This window comes from Pseudomonas sp. PGPPP1, from assembly GCF_002255865.1.
Lineage (GTDB): Bacteria > Pseudomonadota > Gammaproteobacteria > Pseudomonadales > Pseudomonadaceae > Aquipseudomonas > Aquipseudomonas cremoris.
The window spans coordinates 36715-54829 of the sequence record NZ_NKIG01000030.1; the positions used below are offsets into that span (position 1 = coordinate 36715).

Here is an 18115-nt window from a genome sequence, read left to right on the forward strand (position 1 = left end):
TGATAATCAGATGCAATTGCGAGTAAAGAAACTTAACTTTCTAAACATTTGCCGCCGGCAGACGCAGGTTCATCCGCAACCCCTGACTGCCCTGGGTAGCCCACAACTCGCCGCCCTGCAGTTCGATGGCGCGCCGCGCAATGCTCAAGCCCAGGCCAAACCCCGTGCCCACGGTGCCGTCCAGGCGCAAGTAAGCTTCGAAGATGCGTTCAAGATCAGCGGCTGCAACGCCGGGGCCCTGGTCTTCGATCACCAGCCACCAACTGTCCCCTTCGCGCCAGCCGCTGAGGCGGACCACACCCTGTTCAGGCGAATGGCGGATAGCGTTGCGCAGGATATTTTCCAGGGCCTGGGCAAAGCTGTTGAGGTGCACGTGCAGTTGGCAGCGGCTGTCCAGTTCGCACACCAACGCGTCCAACGGCCAGCCGGTTTCGAAATGCGCGTCCTGCACCAGCGCTTCCCACACCGAGGCCACCACCACGTCTTCGGCTTGCAGGCGCGGTTTTTCGGTGTCGAGCCAAGCCAGGTTGAGGGAGTCGTCCACCAGCCGGCGCATTTCTTCCACTTCCCGCGCCAGGCGTTGCTGCAGTTGCTCGGGCGGCAGGCCGCTTTCGCTGGCGATGGTCAGGCGGGCCAGGGGCGTGCGGATTTCATGGGACAAGGTACGCAGCAACTGCCGCTGTTGGTGCAGGTTCTGACGCAAGCGCTCGGCCATGTGCTCGTACGCACGGGCCAGTTCGCCCAATTCATCCGGGCGGCGGGTCACGCTGCTACTGGCCAGCGGCGCCAGGTCGCCGGCACTCAATGCGTTGGCGCGCTGACGCAATTCATTCAACGGCTGCACCAAATGCCGGTACAGCACCAAGCCCAAGCCCAGCGCCAATAACACCGGCACCACGCCGTGGGTGAACACATGCGTCCAGGGCGTAAGCCCTGGCGGCAACAGGCGCTCGGGCAATTGCATCACCAGCCGTCCACGCTCCGGATGCTCGGGAAACGCAATGCTGACATACGGCAACGCGTCATCCAGGCGTTTGCTCATCGGCCAACTGAGCTTGCGCATGAACGTCAGATGGCTGACCTGTTCGGCATCCAGCGGTGTGGTGCCCAGACTCTGCAAGTAGTCATCGAGCACCGCTACCCAGGTGTGTTCGCGCTGCTCCAGCGCCAATCGCCAGCGCTCCACCGCTTGCGCATCACCGCTGGCCACGACCTGTTCGGCCTCAGCGGCATAGGCGGCCAATGCGATGCGGTCGGGCTGCTCCAAAAAGTAGGTGTTGCGCTCCACCTGCAAGCCCCAACCCCATACCAGCCACACCAGCAGCAGGCAGAAGCACACTTGCAGCACCGCCATCTTCCACAGCAGCGGGTGTCGACGCTGCATCAGGCGCCGTCGCCCATCAGCACGTAGCCCTGATGTCGCACCGCGTCGATGCGGATGCCCTGCACGTCGATGGCCGCGAGTTTGCGCCGCAGGTTGCACACGTGCACATCCAGGCCACGGTCCAGCCGGGTATAGGGCCGATGCAACACGTGTTGATAAAGGAACGCCTTGGTCAGCGCCTCTCCGGCGTGTTCGTGGAGCGTGCACAGCAGGCGGAATTCCGAGGAGGTGAGCCCGGCAGCGACGCCGTTGAAACGCACGTCCCGCGCCTGGCTGTCGAAGGCCAATGCCGAAGCACGCGCAGCCAACGGCGGCGTGCGCGTGCCGCAATCTATCGCCACGCGGCGCAGCAAGGCGTCGATGCGCACATCCAGTTCCGCCAGGCTGAACGGCTTGGGCAAGTAGTCATCGGCGCCCTGGCTGAACCCGGTGATGCGGTCCTGCTCGGCGCCCAGGGCCGACATCAATATCACCGGCGTGCCGCGCTCATGGCGCAGGCGCGAGAGGATGGCCAGCCCACTTTCGTTGGGCAGCATGATGTCCAGCAGGATCAGCTCCACCGGCGAATGCAGCGCCATGTCCAGCCCCTGGTCGCCGCGATGGCTGCTATTGAGGCTGAACCCACGCCGGCTCAAGTGATTGCTCAGGTGCGTGCACAGTTCCACGTCATCCTCGATGATGAGAATGCGCGGGCTGGGCGATGAGGATGCAGCTAGATGATAAGTATTCACAATTACATCAGTTTCGCATTCGACGAAACATTTCGCAATCTTCACTCTTCGCTGCACTGCCCCTCAGCCTGCAACTGCCGCCCGCGCGCCTGCGCCGCGCCCAGCACGCGCAGCAGGTTGCCGCTCCAGATATGGCCGATATCCGCCTCGCTGTACCCGGCCTGCACCAACGCCTCGGTGATCTTCGGCAACTGGCTGACATCCTCCAGCCCTTGCACCCCGCCGCCGCCGTCCCAGTCCGCGCCGATGCCCACGTGCAACGGCCCGACTTGCTCCAGCGTATGCAGCAGGTGCCGCATAAAGTCGGCGAACGTCGCCTGGGGGCTCGGGTAACGCTGCTGCACCTCGCGGATCTGCGCCGACAACTCGGCAAACGCCGCCGGTTGCAGCGCGGGCATCAGGCGCAAACGTTCGAACAGCGGCTTGAGTGCCTTGTCGCGCTGCGGATTGGGCGGCTGGGGGATCAGGTAACCGCCATAGGTGTTGACCTGAATCACCCCGCCGCTCTCGGCCAGGCGGCGCATGCGTGCGTCGTCCAGGTTGCGCGGGTGCGGGTTGATCGCCCGGCTGCTGGAATGGGAGACGATGATCGGCGCACGGGACTGGGCGAGCAGTTGGTCAAACACCTGGTCGGACGCATGGGACGCATCCAGCAGCACGCCCAGGCAATTGGCGCGCTGCACCAGCTCGCGCCCCACCGGGCTCAAGCCATGCCATTGGGGAATCGCCGTGGCCGAATCCGCCACATGGTTATTGGCACTGTGCACCAGGCCGAGCATGCGCAAACCCTGGCGCTGATAAGTGTTCAGCAGGCGTGGATCAGACGCCAAGGGCTCGGCGTTTTCCATACTGATATACACCACGCGCTTGCCCTCGGCGGCGATACGCGGCGCGTCGTCCGGTGTCAGCGCCAGGGCAAAATCGTCCGGGTTACGCGCCACCATGTCGCGAATGCGCGCCAGGGTTGCCAGCCCCTGGTCGCTGGCCCGCGCCATCCCGGCCTCATCAAGGCTGCCCTGGGGCGTGTAGACCGCCCAGAAGCCTCCGTCGAGACCGCCTTCGCGCATGCGCGGCAGGTCGACCTGGGACAAATCCTCCGGGCCATGGCGCTGCAAAATGCTCCAACCGGGACGAGACAATTGCCGAGGCGTGTCCATATGGCTGTCGAGCACCAGCAAGCGGTCATGCAGCGCTCGGGAGTCGGCGTGTGCGCCGGTGATTGCCAAGCTCAGTAACAGCGCCAGCCGCTTCACGCGCCAACCCCGAACAGTCGCTCGGCGTGCGACGGCGCATCCAGCACCGCCTGCAAACGCGCCAGCAACGGCGCGTCGCACAGCGCCTGCAATTTGCCCTGCAACAAACCGTCGCGGCCGCCACGGTCCAGTGCTGCATACGGCCCGTCATACGCAAGCTCGACCACTTCGCCGGTCAACGCGTGCACCCTGAGAGCCGCCGGAAAACCACCGCTGCGCGCCTGTTGCTGGTCCATCTCGGCGCTCGCCTGGATATGCACGCGCGACATGAACGCCAACACCGACTCATCCACCAGTGCCTCACCCTCAAAGTCTTCCAGCGCCGCGCGGCCACGCACAAAAGCGCTGGCCACCACATACGGCAGGCTGAAGCGCGCGGCCAGGTCATTCTCGATCACCCGTGTGGACAGCGACCGCGCACTGCCGCCATTGACCTGCACCACAATACTCACCACCTGCCCCGCCGGCACCTGCTGGCGCAGCTCCAACGCCAGGCGGATCGCGGTCTGGCAGCCAAAACACGCGGGGTACGGTTTGATCGCAAAGCTGTCGAGGCTCTTCGTCAGCGGGTTGCCCGAAAGGAAATCCACCTGCGCCGTGTCAAACCCGAAGCTCGCTAGCCAGCCGTGTTCGCCGGTCAAGAATGCGCTTGGCCCGGTCGCACCGGCCTGAGCCAGCAACACCGATTGCACCGCATGCTGGGCCGAGAAACCGACGGCTAAATCCTTGTCCTGGCTGTAACTGCCGACCTTGGGCGACAACGCCGACAGCAACCCGGCACTCAACGAACTGGCGGCAATCGCCGTGCCGTGGCACACCCGGTCCAGGTCATCATCAAGCAACGCCGAACACCCCAACGCTGCCGCCACCGGTGCAATCAACGAGGTGGTGCGAAACCCTGCCTGCGCACTGCGATGGCCACGCCCGAGGGCTTCGGCCAGGGAAATATTCGCTGCAAAGGCGATCCACAGCGCCCGCAGCAAGCGCTCACCCACCACGCCATGGTGCTCAGCCAATGCCAGGATCGCGGGGATGATCACCACGGCGGCGTGGCCATTGTTGCGCGGGTTGATCAACACTTCCTGAAAGTCCAGGGCTTCGGCGGCGGTGCCGTTGAGCAGTGCGGCGCGAGCCGGGTCGGTGCGCAAGCTGGCGCCCCACACCGAACAGCCGGGGCTGGCGGGCTGCGCCAGGGTGCTGTCCATTTGCGTGCCGCCCACCTGATGGCGACGGGCATACGCGGCGATTGCCACGGTGTCGGCGAGCAAACGCCCGAGGGCGCTGGAAACTGCTTCTGGGATAGGCGCTTCAAGCAATAGCAGATGTCGTGCGACCCACTGCCGGTCTATCGTCGTTACCACGGTTATTGAACCCCTTGCGCCATGATGCCGCCGTCGATCACGAAGTCCGTGCCGTTGGCGTAATGAAATGCCGGCCCTGTCAGGGCCACGATGGCGTGTGCCATTTCCCGTGGGTCGGCGAGCCGGCCCAGAGGAATGCTTGCCAGAAGATGCGGTTCGTCCAGCCGTCCGGCCTCGATGGCGGCCCCCACCATGCGGGTGCGGGTGTAGCCGGGGCTGACGGAAATCGCCCGAACCTGTGCGGCGGCGAAATCCAGCGCCAGCACCTCGGTCATTGCCACCACACCGGCCTTGGCGGCGGCGTAACTGGCGCGGCCAGGCCCGGAGCGGTGGGCGATGAACGAGGCGATATTCACGATCAGCCCGGCGCCGGAAGCGGCCAATGCGGGAAACGCCGCCTGGCAGCTGTAGAACGCGCCGCTGAGGTTGGTTTGCAGCACGGCCTGCCAGTCTTCGGCGCGCATATCGATGGCCGAGGCGCGACGGGCGATACCGGCGCAGGTCACCAGCACGTCCAGTCGCTCCAGGCCTTGGGCCGCACGCTTGAGGGCGTCGGCATCGCGCACGTCCACGGCGGTCATCGCAAAGCCCGCCGCCGGGTCGACCACCAGGTCCCAGCCGATCACCTCGGCGCCTTGCTCCAGGAATACCTGCGCAACCGCCTGGCCAATGCCACTGCCCGCACCGGTTACCAACACACGTCGGGGTGCCGTCATAGCAATGCTCCTTGTTCGAGTAGAACCCTTTTCACCGCATCAAACCCGGTGCGCTGGGACAAGCGACTGGACAGCGCGGCAGACACACCCGCCGCATGCCCAGTGGCAAAACTGGTACCCATCACCCGCACCGAGCCGAAGGCGATGTCGTCCGCGCCAATCGAGCTGCCGGCCAGCCACAGGTTGTCGCTGCCCTCGGGGATCAGCGCGCCGAACGGCACGTGGAACCAGCCGTGGTGCGGGATGGCGCGGTATTCGGTGACGCCACAGCCGGGGTGCAGTTCGCAGGGCCAGCCGGAACGGGCGATGCCGTTGGCACGTTGGCGAGCACTCAGGGCGTCGTCAGCCAGCACATCCTGTTGCGAGGTCACGCAGCGCGTGGAGCGAATGCCCAGTTGCGGCCCGCTGGTTTCCAGGATCGCCTGTTCAAAGCCGGGCACCGTGCGGCGCAGCGACTCCAGGTAGTCGTGGGCAATGCTGCGCGCTTCGATCTCGGCGCGGGTCAGGTAGTGGGCGTCGGTGTTGACCAAGTCCACATCGATCATCATCGCCCAGTAACTGCCAGACCACGGCAACGGCACAAAATAGCCGCCGTTACTGCGCGCCAGGTGGCGTTGGGTGCGGCGCTGGTAGTCGATGACAGCGGCGTGCAGTGCCTCGCGGTCCGGCGCATGGCCAGGCGCGACATTGCCGATGCGCACCGTCAGCGTCGCCGCCTGCAAGCGTGGGCGAATACTGTGGGGCGCAATCATCGCGGCCACATTGGCGTTGCCGGTGGCGTCCACCACGCTGCCCACTTCAAGGCGCAAGTGGCCTTCCGGGTGGCTGCACAACAACGCGTCGATATGCCCGTTCTGACCTTCGGTGGCGATTACCCGGCAATGCAGCAACGGCGTGATGCCGGCGTTCAGGACCAAGCGATCCAGCACCACTTTCAGACGCTCGGGGTCGAGCAAAATGATCCAGTTGCCCGAGCTTTGCAGCACCGGTTCCACCGGATGCCCGAACGCCTGCAAGGCCTCCAGCACGCGCAGGCCCATGCCAGCCACCACTCGCTCCGGGTGCGGGCCGCTGGTGAGAAAGCCACAATACGACTGCACGCCGGAGATGGTCGCGGTACCGCCGAAAAAGCCGTAGTCCTCGATCAGCACCACACTGCGCCCGCATTCGGCCGCCGCCAGCGCGGCGGCAATTCCCGCTGCGCCGCCGCCCACCACCGCCACGTCATAAAACCGCTTCATAGGACTTTGTCGAGAAAGTCACGGGTGCGCGCATCCCGTGGCGTGTCGAAAAACGCCTGGGCCGTGGCGTGTTCCACTACCTCGCCCCTGTCGATGAAGTACACGTAGTCGGCGACTTCGCGGGCAAAGCGCATCTCGTGGGTGACCAACACGCAGGTCATGCCTTCGGCAGCAATCGAACGGATCACCCCCAGCACTTCCTTGACCGTTTCCGGGTCGAGGGCGGCGGTGACTTCATCAAACAACATCACTTGGGGCTGCATGCACAGGCCGCGGGCAATCGCCACGCGCTGCTGCTGGCCGCCGGACAGTTCACCCGGATACGCCTGCTCCTTGTCGCCCAGGCGCACCTGTTGCAGCAGCGCCCGCGCCTCTTCTTCCACGGTGTGGCGGTCGCGCCCGAGCACCTGGATCGGCGCCATACTCACGTTCTGCAACACCGTGCGATGGGGAAACAGGTTGTAGCTCTGGAACACGATGCCGACGCGCTGGCGCAGTTGCTGCAACGGCAATTGCGGGCTGCCGATCGACGCGCCGTCGAGACGGATCTCGCCGCCGTCGATCTCGGCCAACGCGTTGATGCAACGCAGCACCGTGGACTTTCCCGACCCCGAAGGGCCGATGATGCACACCACTTCGCCGCGCCCCACGGCCAGGTCGATGCTTTTGAGCACCGGCGTGTCGCCGTAGGCCTTGCTCACCCCATGCAGGGCGATAAAGGGGTTTTCCAGGATACGTTTCATGGGTTACCTGTAGGCCAGGCGCCGTTCCAAGGAACGGGCCAGCAGTGAAAGCGGAAAGATGTAGGCAAAGAACAACGCCAGCACCAGGCCGTAGACCGGCAGCAGCAAATCAGTGCGGGCGGTGGCGGCGAGGATTTCGCGGCTTGCGCTGAGCAATTCGCCCACCCCCAGTAAGCTGGCCAGCGCGCTGGACATGGTGACCACGCAATAAAGGCCCAAGGCGGGCGGCACCATCAGGCGCAAAGCCTGGGGCAAGATCACATGGCGCAACTGGCCCACCGCGCTGTAGCCGAGCGCGGTGGCGGCTTCCCATTGGGTACGCGGGATCGACTGCAAGGCGCCGCGCACGATTTCCGAGGCATTCCCCGCCGCTGGCAGCGACAACGCCAGCACCGCCTTGAGCCACGCAGGCAGGCTGATCACCACGCCCGCCACGTGCCATTCGTAAGGCAGCAGGTGCATCACAAAAAACATCACCACCAGCCACGGCGAGTTGCGCAGCAGTTGGGTCACAAGCTTTGCGCCCAACCGCAGCCCGCGCGACTTGGCGCGTTGCAACGCGCCCAGGCACACCCCGGCCATGCAGGCCAGCAGCATCGCCAGCGCACCGATCCACAGGTTCAGCGCAAAGCCCTTGAGCAGCATGGGCAGCCACGGCAGCAAGGCTGAAATCACCTCGTTCATGCGCCACCTCCAGGGATGTGCAGGCGCCGTTCCAGGCAATGCAGCGCCCAGGCGAGCACGGCCATGGCCGAGAAATAAGTGACCAGCACCAACAGCATCATTTCCACCACGTTGTAGCGTTCGCTCCAGATTTCCTGGGCGCTGTACAACACCTCGGGCACCGCCACCGCGTAGGCGATGGAACTGCCCTTGATCAACTGCACCATGTTGTTACCCAGCGCCGGCAAACACGCGCGCAGGGCCAACGGCAGTTGGATATGCCACAGCCTGGCTGCACGCCCATAACCCAGCGCGAGCGCCGCATCGCGGGTGCTGGCGGGTACGGCGAGCAACCCGGCGCGTACGATTTCCACCGCAAATGCGCCGTAATGCAGGGTGATGCACAACGCGGCCAGGCCGAACGGGTTGGCGTACCACGGCGCCGCACCGCCCTCCAGGCCGCCACGCAACAACGCGCCGACACCGAAATAGATAAAGTACAACTGGGCCAGGCTCGGCGTGTTGCGCAGCAGTTCCACGTAACCGCGTACCAGCCAGCGCAACGGCTTTGACGCCCCCATCGCCAGCGCACCGAACAGGCCGATCAGGCATGAACCGAGGATGCCAATGGCCGACAGTTGCAAGGTGGTGAGGATTCCGGAAGCAAATTGGCGGGCGGTCCAGCCGTCGTAGAACACCGGGAAATTCCAGCCGGTGCGGGTATTCAGACGTTCAAATCCGTCAGTGAGGCGTTGCAGGAAATACGGCAGGCTCTGGGTATCCACCGCCGTACTTTCAACCTGGGTCGGGTCCAACGGATGTTTGTGCGGCAAGCCATAGCGGCTTTCCAGCTCATACAGGAAACCACTCTGGCGCCAATGCAACGCCAGTTGCTCCAGCAACCCGCGCCACTGCGGATCGCCCTTGGCCACCGCCAGGCTCCACGGCGCTTCGAGAATTACTGGCAACTGAATGCGATAGCCTTGCCATTGCTGGCTGTCCTGCAAGCGCAGGCGTGCCACCGCCTCGTCCATCACCTGGCCGATGCAACGTCGATCACGCAGGGCCTGGGCACTTTCAGTGAGGCCGGCAAAGGCGAGAATGTTCACCCCGTAACGCTCGGCCACGCTCTGATTGTAGGTCGAACCCTGGCTGCTGCACAGGGTTTGACCGCGCAGGCTTTCCCAGCTCTCGACCACCTGATCGTCACGGGTCAGTAGCACCGCGCCGGAGGCATAGAAGCCCGGGAAGATGAAATCCACCAGGCGCTGGCGCTCTTCGGTCACGCTGAAGCCGGTGATGATCACATCGCATTTGCCCTGCTGCACAAACGGCACACGGTTGGCGCCGCTGGTGGGAATGGTCTGTGCGCTGATCTCGCGGCCCAGGCGCAGGCTGAGGGATTGGCGCAGGTTTTCCAGCAGGTCGGCATTAAAACCCACCGCCTTGCCCGACGGCGTGAGGTACGCGAACGGTCGGTTCTCCACGTTGGTGCAGGCGTTGACCACACCGCGCTCAGCGATGCGTTGCAACACCGGTCCGTCATCCGCCACCGCGCCCAGGGAGGCCGCCAGCACGCCAGCGGCCACCCAGGCCTTGAGCAACCTCATCACCACGAATACGTCGCCTTGAGGTAGTAGAACGCGCCGTTCATGCCAAACGGTGAGTAGGAGATGTAGTTGACGTTCTGATGGCCAGGGTTGTTCAGGCTGTTGCGTTTGTCCGGGTAGGCGTCGGTGACGTTGTCGCCGCCCACGGTGAACAGCCAGTCGGTGTAGCGATAGCTGGTGGACAGGTCGAGCACCCACTTGGCGTCGAAACGCTGGTCGTAGGCCGGGCCGGTATTGCTCACGGCCAGGAAGCTGCCGTAGCGCACCAGGTTGGCGTGCAGGCCCCAGTTGTCCTTGCTGTAGTCGGTGGAGAACGACAGTTTGCTGCGTGGTGTGCTGTCGGTGAGTACACCGTAACGGTCACGACGGTCGATACGGTCCAGGTTCAGGCCGCTCTGCGCCAGGGCGGTGGGGTTGTCCTTGATGTCGGTGACGCGGGTCTTGGCGTAGCTGTAGCCGACGGTGCTGTTGAGGCGGCCACCGTTGTCGAAGCGATAGCGATGCTGGCCGGTGATATCGACGCCACGGGTCTGGGTGTCCACCGCGTTGGTGAAGTAGCGCACCGACTGGTACAGGTCCGTGGGAATGCCGTTGGCCGCCAGGTACGCCTGGCCGGCGGCGGTCTGCACGTTGAGGTTGCTCGACAGGGTAACCCGGTCGTTGATGTTGATCTGGTACACATCCAACGTGGCACTGAAATCGTCAGTCGGTTGCAGCACCAAACCCAGGCTGATGTTGCGCGACTTCTCGGCCTTCAAATCCTCTGCACCGAGCAAGCGTGCAATCGGCGAATCCACCGAAGCGGTCAACTGATCCTGATACGCGTTGATCGACGTGTTGAGGGCGCTGGTGGTCGCCGAATAATGCTGCTGCGCCAACGACGGCGCACGGTAGCCGGTGGACACACTGCCGCGCACGGCGACCACCGGGTTGAAGTCATAACGGCTGGAGAACGAGCCCGTGGTGGCGCCGCCGAAGTCGTTGTAGTCGTCATGACGCACAGCGACCGAGGCGCGCCATTTATCGGTGAGGTTGGTTTCCAGGTCGAGGTACTGCGCCACCACATCGCGGCGATAACTGCCGCTGTCACCCGGCTTGAGGCCCGAGAAGCCTTCGGCACCGGTGCCGTAGTAGGAGTTGGCTTCGCCGCTGCTCTCCTGGTAGGTCTGGTGTTGGTATTCCACACCAAAGGCCACCGACAACGGGTTGCTCAGCACCGGCACGTTCAGCTCGTTGCTGAAATCCAGTTGGTACACGGCGAGGCTGCTGGTGAGGCTGCCATCGTTGAAATTTTGCTGGGCATTGCCGGTGTCGCGGTACAGGTAGCGGTTAAGGGTGTCGCGGCTGCTCAGGTCGATTTGATTGCGGCCGTAGTCGACGCTGGCGTCCCATTTCCAGTCAGCCAGCAGGCCACGCAGGCCGAGTACCAACGATTGGTCCTGGGTCTCGGCGTGCAGGCGCGGCAGGTAGCCTTCAGGGTGCGCGGCGCGGTCGTAGGTGGAAGCGCGACCGTTGCGGAACGCATCCCAGGTGTCGCCAGTGGACTTGTTGTAGCCGGCAAACCCGTAGGCGGTGAGGTCGTCGCTCAAGGCGTATTCGGCGTTGAGCATGACCTTGCCGTTGGTGATGTCCGGGTCGCCCAGGCGATACGTGGTGCTGCCATAACCCGGCGCGCCAGGGTTGCGATTGTCCGGGCCGGCGCGGTTGGTGAAGTCGTTGTTGTTGCCGTCGAAACTCAAGTGCGCACTGCCGCGTTCGCCGAGCTTGAAGCCAGTGTCGGCGTCCACGTGGCGCTGGATGCCGTCGCCTTTGGAGTACTGGCCGTAGCTGGTGGTGACCTGCCCGCCTTCATCGTCTTTCTTGAGGATGACGTTGATCACCCCGGCAATCGCATCCGAGCCGTAACGGGCCGACGCACCGTCGCCGAGCACTTCGATATGGTCGATGGCCGACAGCGGGATCGCACCCAAATCCACCGGCGCCGAGCCACGGCCCTGGGTCACGTTGGTGTTGAGGAAAGCGCTGGTATGGCGGCGCTTGCCATTGACCAGTACCAATACCTGGTCCGGCGACAGGCCACGCATCTGCACTGGGCGAATGATCCCGGTAAACCCTGAACTGGCCGGACGCGGGAAATTCAAGGACGGGATCAACCGCGACAAGGCTTCGGACAACTCGTTGCTGCCGGTGCTTTGCAGCGTCTTGCTGGACACCACCTGAATCGGCTGCATCGACTCCAGCACCGTACGGTTCTCCGAACGGGTGCCGGTGACCACTACCGCATTCAACTGCGGGGTGGTGTCGCTGTCTTCTGCCGCGTGTGCCTGCATGCCTGCCACGACTGCCACCACTGCGAGCGACAGCCTGCACTGTTTGAACCTGCCCTTGATCATTCCTTATTCCCCAGCCAACAGCCGTCACCGCGACCTGACATAAGCGCAGGGGCAGTGGCTGTCGAACATTTGTCTATTCAAAAGTTGATAAAAGAGTGGCCAGGGGGCAATTCGGTGGTGTGTTGATTGCTTGCCTGGTATGTCACACGGGGCCCAATTTACCTGCCCTGCGTGGTCATACCTATGGAAAAAACAGCGGGCAACACTAACTTTTACTCATGTGGCACTGCGGTTATATGGTTAAAAGAACACGGTCTAGTTGAAGCCGGTTTATTGATTGAGTGCGATAAAAGATCAGGCTATAAGTGCTCGGTTTTATTAACAGGCAATACCCGAGTGTTCTAACTTATGAATCTTCGCCAGATGGAAGTCTTCCGTTCCATCATGCTCACCGGCAGCATCGCGGGCGCCGCCGAGTTGTTGCATATCTCCCAGTCTGCCGTGAGCAAAATGCTCAGCCACACCCAACAACGTGGCGGCCCCAAGTTGTTCGAACTGGTCAAGGGCCGGCTGGTGCCCACCAGCGAAGCGCGAGAGCTGTACGAGGAAGTCGAGCGGCTGTGGCGCAACGTGGAACGGGTGCGTGAACTGTCCAGCGAACTGGCCAACCCGTCCAAGGGCAACCTGTACATCGCGGCCTCCCCGAGCCTGGGCATGTCGGTGGTGCCGCAGAGCCTGGCGCAGACGGTCAAGGAGCGGCCGGACCTGAGCGTGAAAGTGATCCTGCCGCTGCCCGGCGCACTGACTGATGTGGTGGCGGAGAAGATCGTCGATATCGGCATCACCACGTTTGAAGTCGACCACCCGAGCATCACGGTGCATGCGCGCTATAGCTGCCCGTTGGTGTGCATCATGGCGCCTTCGCATCCGCTGGCTTCGCTTGCGTCCATCAGCCCGACGGACTTGATTGGCCACCGGCTGATTTCGGTGCCGTTGCAGGAGTTGTATGGGATCAATGAAGAGAAGGTGTATGGCGACGTATTGGCGCAATTGAATATTGGGTTGCAGGTGCGTTCGGGGTTGATTGCCAGCCTGTTCAGTTTGGCCAGTGGGGAGATTGCGGTGGTCGATGCGCTGGCCGTGTCGGGGAATTTGCTGCCGCTGGTGATACGGCGGTTTGAGAGTGCGGCGGCGGTGAATATTTCGGTGATTCATAACAGCTTTAAGCCGTTGTCGCCGCAGGCGTTGTTGTTTCGGGACATGGTGATGGGGCATTTGCGGGGGGTGTCTGATAGTTATCAGTGATGTGGAGTGTGGGTGAATATCCGTTGTTTGGGTAACGGCTGGTATTGGTTCCGCCCTTACGGCGGGTCACTTTGGAAAAGAGCCCCAAAGTAACCAAAGGGCTCTTGCCCCACCACTCGGTGTCTCGCCTAGGCTCGACATGCCCTCACTCCGGCTTGAATCCGTGGGCCGCCGCGATGGGCCATCCATGGCCCAGCGCGGCTAACCCGGCGTCCTGCCGGGTTACCCACGGATTCAAGCCTGCGTTCGGCCAGCGTGGTTTAACGGGGCGCCTAAGATCAAGATCACAAGCCAGATCAAAAGCCAGAGCAAAACACTGTCTACCTGACAAATGGAGATCCAAATGTGGGAGCGGGCTTGCTCGCGAATGCGGTGTGTCAGTCAACACATTCATTGGCTGATCCACCGCATTCGCGAGCAAGCCCGCTCCCACATTTTTGACCGTGTCCGGCTTCCTTACCCTGTGAAACCTGCTCTTCTGTGGGAGCTGGCTTGCCTGCGATGGCATCAACAGGGTATGCCTGAAGTACCGAGTTGCCTGCATCGCAGGCAAGCCAGCTCCCACATTTGAACGGTGATCGGCACACACATACCGGTCGGCTATCAGGCCGCCGCGCTCTTGCTTTTGATCTAGAGGCGCCCCGTCAAACACGCTGGCCGAACGCAGGTTTTGGAGCGTGGGTAACCCGGCAGGACGCCGGGTTAGCCGCGCTGGGCCAAGGATGGCCCATCGCGGCGGCCCACGCTCCAAAGCCGGAGTGAGGGCACACCGAGCCTAAGCGAGGTGCCGAGTGTTGGGGCAAGAGCCCTTTTGGTTACTTTTGGGGCTCTTTTCCAAAAGTGACCCGCCGTAAGGGCGGAACCAATACCAGCCGTTACCTAAACAACGGATATGTACCCCCCCCAAAAAAAAATCACTCCCCCCAAACAGGCTCCCCAAGATTAAGCATCAACCGATTAGCCCAAGCAAAAATCGCAATCGCATGAATCAAATCAAGAATCTCCCCATCCCCCAACCCCTCCTCGCGCAGCACCCTCAACGCCCCCGCACCGACCTCCCCAGGCTCCAACGTCAGGTCAATCGCAAACCGCACAATCGCCCGCTCCCGCGACGTGGTTCCGGCAGTCTGCGGATCACTGAAAACCTGCGCGATCACATCATTGCGCTTGGCCAACTGCTCAAACCGCTGGGCATGCACCGACGCGCAAAACACGCAGTGGTTGACGCGCGACACCACCGCACTCGCCAACTCCCGCTCGGCCCGTGACAACCCACCCGGTGCATACATGATCGCGTTAAAGGCCAAGGAACGCTGGCGCAACACTTCGGGCTGGTGAATCAACGTGAGGTAGTACTCGGAAACCTTGGCCTGGGGATGGCTCTCCTCCAACACCGCCACTTGTTCGGGGTTGGCCTGGGCCAGGTCGAGGGTTGGCAGCCAGGATTTCCAGCCCAGGCTACGGTTGGTGAAGCCTTGGATGTCCAGGGGTTCGCTCATTGCAATTGCTCCAGGGCTTTGAGCCCGCTGGCCAGGCGTACTTGATAGGAAATGAAAGCAATCAGTTGGCCTAGCGTGACCACGTCAACTGTTTCAAGGCCGGCATCCAGCAGTGCCGTCAACGCCTGGCGATCACCTTCCACGGGGGTCAGCACCAGGGTGCGGGTGAAGTCGAGAATAGCCTTGAGGCGCGGCGAATCCTCAGGCGCCGTAAACCCTTGCAGGCGCTCCAGGTAATGCGCAGCCAGCTCCGGTTGCGGGGTCAGTTGGCTGGCGTATTCGGCCACCAGCAGGCGTTCCTGCAGGGTCAGGCTGCCAGGCAAGTCGGCAGCAAACAGCGCCTGGTAGCTGCCTTCGGTGGCGTCGGTGACCTTGGCCCGCGCTTGGCGCAGGCCTCGTACCGGGCTGGCTTCACCGAGCACCAAGCGGGTCAGCAGATCGGGTAAGGCGGGACTGTTCATTGCAACTCCTTGGAATGCGCGCGGCGCTCGGCCACGGCGTTGTGCAGAAACTCCACCACGGCTTGCCACGACTGCTCGTTGGCCTGGGCGTTGGCCTCGGGCTGGCCGTCGTCGGTGTAGGTGGTGGGAATGTAGGGCAGCAAAATGCTGTGGCCGGCTAACGGAAAATCCCGTTGCAGCACGGGCCAGGGGTGATCGAAATGTTGGAGGCGCGCGCTGACCATTTGCCCGAAACGGCTGGACGGCCATGCCGCGTCATCGCCGGCGGTCAAGGTCAGTACCGGCCCGCGAATGCGTTCGACATGGATGCGCGCACGCGCTACTGCATCGTCGTCTTCCAGCGCGGTGTTCATCGACACGGCATTGCGCTGCCCGGCATCACGGGCCGCCCATGACGCATGGCGATTGTCATTCCACAGGTGCACCAGCGGCTGCCCGCGATACAACCACGCGGGACCATCGCGCCCCACTGCCGGGTCAGCGGCGGCTTGCCCGCCATGCACCAGGGCACTCGGCACATAGCCGATCACGGCCGACACGGCGTCGGGAAACAGGCTGGCGAGCAACAATACCAACTCACCCCCACGGGATTGACCACTCAGCGCGATGAAATCATCGGCCGGTGCCAGCTCGCGACGCATCCACGCCAGCCCCCTCTCGAAATACTCGAGCGGCGTGTTGGAGATGTAGTCCGACAACCCCGGCGCCTTGAAATACCCCAGTGCCAACGCGCTGTAACCCCGTGAGGCGTACAGCGCCGCGCGGGCTTCGTTGATGCCGCCGCCGGAGCCATTGAGCACCATCACCGCCGGATGCGGGCCGGCGCCTGCGGGTTGGAACAAGGTGCCCACCAGACCGTCCTCGCGCACCTCTCGCCGAGTCACACCGGCAGCGGCCAGGCGTTGCACCAGCACAAGCGCCTGGCCTTGCACCTCTATGCGGGTGTGCAAGGGTTCCAGGACCGAATCAGGAAACACCGCCGCACTGTGGCCCTGCTCAATGCGCTGGCTCCACAACAAGCCCATGCCCGAGACACCGCTATAGTCGCCAGCCACCGGGGCGTCACGCTCGAGGTCCACGCGCCCCTGGGCATCGGCCACGAAGGTTGCGGCGCTCTGCCACGGCTGTCCGCCACCGCGCAGGGTGCGGCTGGTCAATGTCACCCGCGCGCCCGGCGTCACGCCTTCTACGACGATGTGGCGCGGCTCATCCAGCAGGCCATCGAGGGGCGTGATCAGCAAGCGCGCCATTACTTTTCCTCCGTCACCATCGAGGCGGTGGTGCGGTCGCTCACCAGTGGATCGACACGCAGGCCTTTGCGGGCCGCCCAGATGTTCTGGTAGTGGAATAACGGCAGGATGCCGACGTCGTCGCTCACGCGTTGCACCGAATCACGCAGGATCGCTTCGCGCTTGGCTTCATCGAACTCGGCCGACGACAGTTCCAGGTCCCTGTCCACCTGTGGGTTGCTGTAGCGCCCCCAGTTCGACGAGCCCTGCCCTTTGCTCGGGTCGGCGCTGGCCAACACGTTGAGCAGGCCATAACCCGCCTCGCCGGTGCCGTTGCCCCAGGCAATCACCGTCACGGCGTATTCGTTTTTATTGGCGCGGGCGGCATACACCGACCATGGCACCACCTGCAAATCCACCTTGATGCCGATCCGCGCCCAGAACTGCGCCACCGCCTGCATGCTCTCCGGCGCCAGTGGGTAACGGTCGCCGGGCACGTGCACGGTCAACTGGAAGCCGTCCGGAAAACCCGCTTCGGCCAACAGCTTTTTCGCCTGGGCCGGGTCGTTGGCAATGTTCTTGACGTCAGTGTTGTAGCCGAAGGTATCGGCCGGCATCCACTGGTTGGCCTCGGTCACGGTGTTTTGCAGGATGCGCTCGACAATCGCCTTGCGGTTGATCGCCAGCGACAGCGCCTGGCGTACCCGCACATCGCGCAGCGGGTTTTCGGCCAGCGGCCTGCCCTGGTTGTCACGCACGAACTCGTTCGGCCCCGGGCGGAAGCTCGGCTGGATCAAGAGCGCGCGCAGCCCTGGGTAGGCAAACACCTTGACGCTCGGCGTGGCCTGCAGCTTTTTCACGTCCTGGGGCGAAACCTTGTCGATCACATCCACGTCACCCGCCAACAAGGCCGCCGTACGGCTGGCCGGGTTGGCGATAAAGCGGTAATCCACCGTGTCCCACAGCGGCTGAGTTCCCCAGTAATCCTTGTTGCGCTCAAACAGCGTGCGATCGCCTTGGGCATAGGACACCAAGCGATACGGCCCGGTACCGATCACCGCCTTGCCGCTGTTGTAGTCCTCGGTGCTGGACTTTGCGCCGATATGCCGGCTGACGATGTAGACGGAGTCGATGTTCTGCACCAGCAATGGGTTCGGCACCGTGGTCTTGACCCGCAAGGTGTAAGGGTCTGGCGCGCTCACCGATTCCACCGTGCGCAGGCTGCTGGAATACGGCGCGACGCTGCCGGGTACGTTGCGCGCACGCTCCAGGGAAAACACCAGGTCGTCGGCGGTGAACGGCTGGCCGTCCTGCCATTTCACGCCCTGGCGGATCTTGAATTCCCAAGTGGTGGCGTCAATCGCCTTCCAGCTTTCGGCCAGGCCCGGCAGGTTCTTGTCGTCGCGACGGTCCAGCAAGGACTCCCACACGTGCAAGGCCAGGGAGCGGTCGCCGGCATGGTTGTTCAGTTGCGGGTCCAGTGACGACACCGGGTCGGCGTAGGCTATACGCAAGGATTGGGCGGTGACCCCGGTTGCGCCGGTCAACAGCGCAGCAGTCAGTAGCGTCAGCAGCAAGGGCTTCAT

15 protein-coding genes are annotated in these 18115 nt (G+C 63.4%); 1 reads left to right on the forward strand and 14 read right to left on the reverse strand.

What is annotated here, in order from left to right; all coding sequences use genetic code 11:
- Positions 1–40: 40 nt before the first annotated feature.
- From CFE47_RS25620 to CFE47_RS25665, 10 genes are read right to left on the reverse strand one after another with little or no spacing between them, the layout of a single operon-like run.
- Positions 41–1384 carry a HAMP domain-containing sensor histidine kinase gene (locus CFE47_RS25620; protein WP_286841314.1) on the reverse strand — a complete coding sequence of 448 codons (1344 nt, stop codon included), beginning with the start codon at positions 1382–1384 and terminating at the stop codon, positions 41–43.
- A complete protein-coding gene (locus CFE47_RS25625) occupies positions 1384–2115 on the reverse strand; it encodes a response regulator transcription factor (RefSeq protein ID WP_286841316.1) in 732 nt (243 codons plus the stop codon). The genes CFE47_RS25620 and CFE47_RS25625 overlap by 1 nt, the downstream gene beginning before the upstream one ends.
- A gap of 41 nt (positions 2116–2156) precedes the next feature.
- The gene (locus CFE47_RS25630; RefSeq protein WP_286841318.1) at positions 2157–3368 is read right to left on the reverse strand and encodes a dipeptidase; all 1212 of its coding nucleotides are present in this window, start codon (positions 3366–3368) and stop codon (positions 2157–2159) included.
- The gene (locus tag CFE47_RS25635) at positions 3365–4729 is read right to left on the reverse strand and encodes an MmgE/PrpD family protein (protein ID WP_286841319.1); all 1365 of its coding nucleotides are present in this window, start codon (positions 4727–4729) and stop codon (positions 3365–3367) included. Before CFE47_RS25635 ends, CFE47_RS25630 begins: the two co-directional genes overlap by 4 nt.
- A 2-nt stretch (positions 4730–4731) precedes the next feature.
- The gene (locus CFE47_RS25640; protein ID WP_286841320.1) at positions 4732–5445 is read right to left on the reverse strand and encodes an SDR family NAD(P)-dependent oxidoreductase; all 714 of its coding nucleotides are present in this window, start codon (positions 5443–5445) and stop codon (positions 4732–4734) included.
- The gene (locus CFE47_RS25645) at positions 5442–6686 is read right to left on the reverse strand and encodes an FAD-dependent oxidoreductase (protein ID WP_185712088.1); all 1245 of its coding nucleotides are present in this window, start codon (positions 6684–6686) and stop codon (positions 5442–5444) included. Before CFE47_RS25645 ends, CFE47_RS25640 begins: the two co-directional genes overlap by 4 nt.
- The gene (locus CFE47_RS25650) at positions 6683–7429 is read right to left on the reverse strand and encodes an amino acid ABC transporter ATP-binding protein (RefSeq protein WP_286841322.1); all 747 of its coding nucleotides are present in this window, start codon (positions 7427–7429) and stop codon (positions 6683–6685) included. Before CFE47_RS25650 ends, CFE47_RS25645 begins: the two co-directional genes overlap by 4 nt.
- 3 nt (positions 7430–7432) lie before the next feature.
- Positions 7433–8113, reverse strand: a complete 681-nt coding sequence (locus CFE47_RS25655) for an amino acid ABC transporter permease (RefSeq protein WP_286841324.1) — start codon at positions 8111–8113, stop codon at positions 7433–7435.
- Positions 8110–9702: an ABC transporter substrate-binding protein/permease gene (locus CFE47_RS25660; RefSeq protein ID WP_286841373.1), complete on the reverse strand. Its 1593-nt coding sequence runs from the start codon at positions 9700–9702 to the stop codon at positions 8110–8112. Before CFE47_RS25660 ends, CFE47_RS25655 begins: the two co-directional genes overlap by 4 nt.
- Positions 9702–12095: a TonB-dependent receptor plug domain-containing protein gene (locus CFE47_RS25665; RefSeq protein ID WP_286841325.1), complete on the reverse strand. Its 2394-nt coding sequence runs from the start codon at positions 12093–12095 to the stop codon at positions 9702–9704. The genes CFE47_RS25660 and CFE47_RS25665 overlap by 1 nt, the downstream gene beginning before the upstream one ends.
- Before the next feature lie 348 nt (positions 12096–12443).
- Between CFE47_RS25665 and CFE47_RS25670 the strand changes: the two genes are divergently transcribed.
- Positions 12444–13340 carry a LysR family transcriptional regulator gene (locus tag CFE47_RS25670; RefSeq protein ID WP_106803252.1) on the forward strand — a complete coding sequence of 299 codons (897 nt, stop codon included), beginning with the start codon at positions 12444–12446 and terminating at the stop codon, positions 13338–13340.
- Between the two features lie 914 nt (positions 13341–14254).
- Here CFE47_RS25670 and CFE47_RS25675 read toward each other — a convergent pair.
- From CFE47_RS25675 to CFE47_RS25690, 4 genes are read right to left on the reverse strand one after another with little or no spacing between them, the layout of a single operon-like run.
- Positions 14255–14839: a peroxidase-related enzyme gene (locus tag CFE47_RS25675; RefSeq protein ID WP_286841327.1), complete on the reverse strand. Its 585-nt coding sequence runs from the start codon at positions 14837–14839 to the stop codon at positions 14255–14257.
- Positions 14836–15300 (reverse strand): CMD domain-containing protein, encoded by a 465-nt coding sequence (locus CFE47_RS25680; RefSeq protein WP_286841329.1) that lies wholly within the window; start codon positions 15298–15300, stop codon positions 14836–14838. Before CFE47_RS25680 ends, CFE47_RS25675 begins: the two co-directional genes overlap by 4 nt.
- Positions 15297–16550, reverse strand: coding sequence for an acyl-CoA thioesterase/bile acid-CoA:amino acid N-acyltransferase family protein (locus CFE47_RS25685; protein WP_286841331.1), 1254 nt, complete (start codon positions 16548–16550; stop codon positions 15297–15299). Before CFE47_RS25685 ends, CFE47_RS25680 begins: the two co-directional genes overlap by 4 nt.
- A complete protein-coding gene (locus tag CFE47_RS25690; protein WP_286841333.1) occupies positions 16550–18115 on the reverse strand; it encodes an ABC transporter substrate-binding protein in 1566 nt (521 codons plus the stop codon). The genes CFE47_RS25685 and CFE47_RS25690 overlap by 1 nt, the downstream gene beginning before the upstream one ends.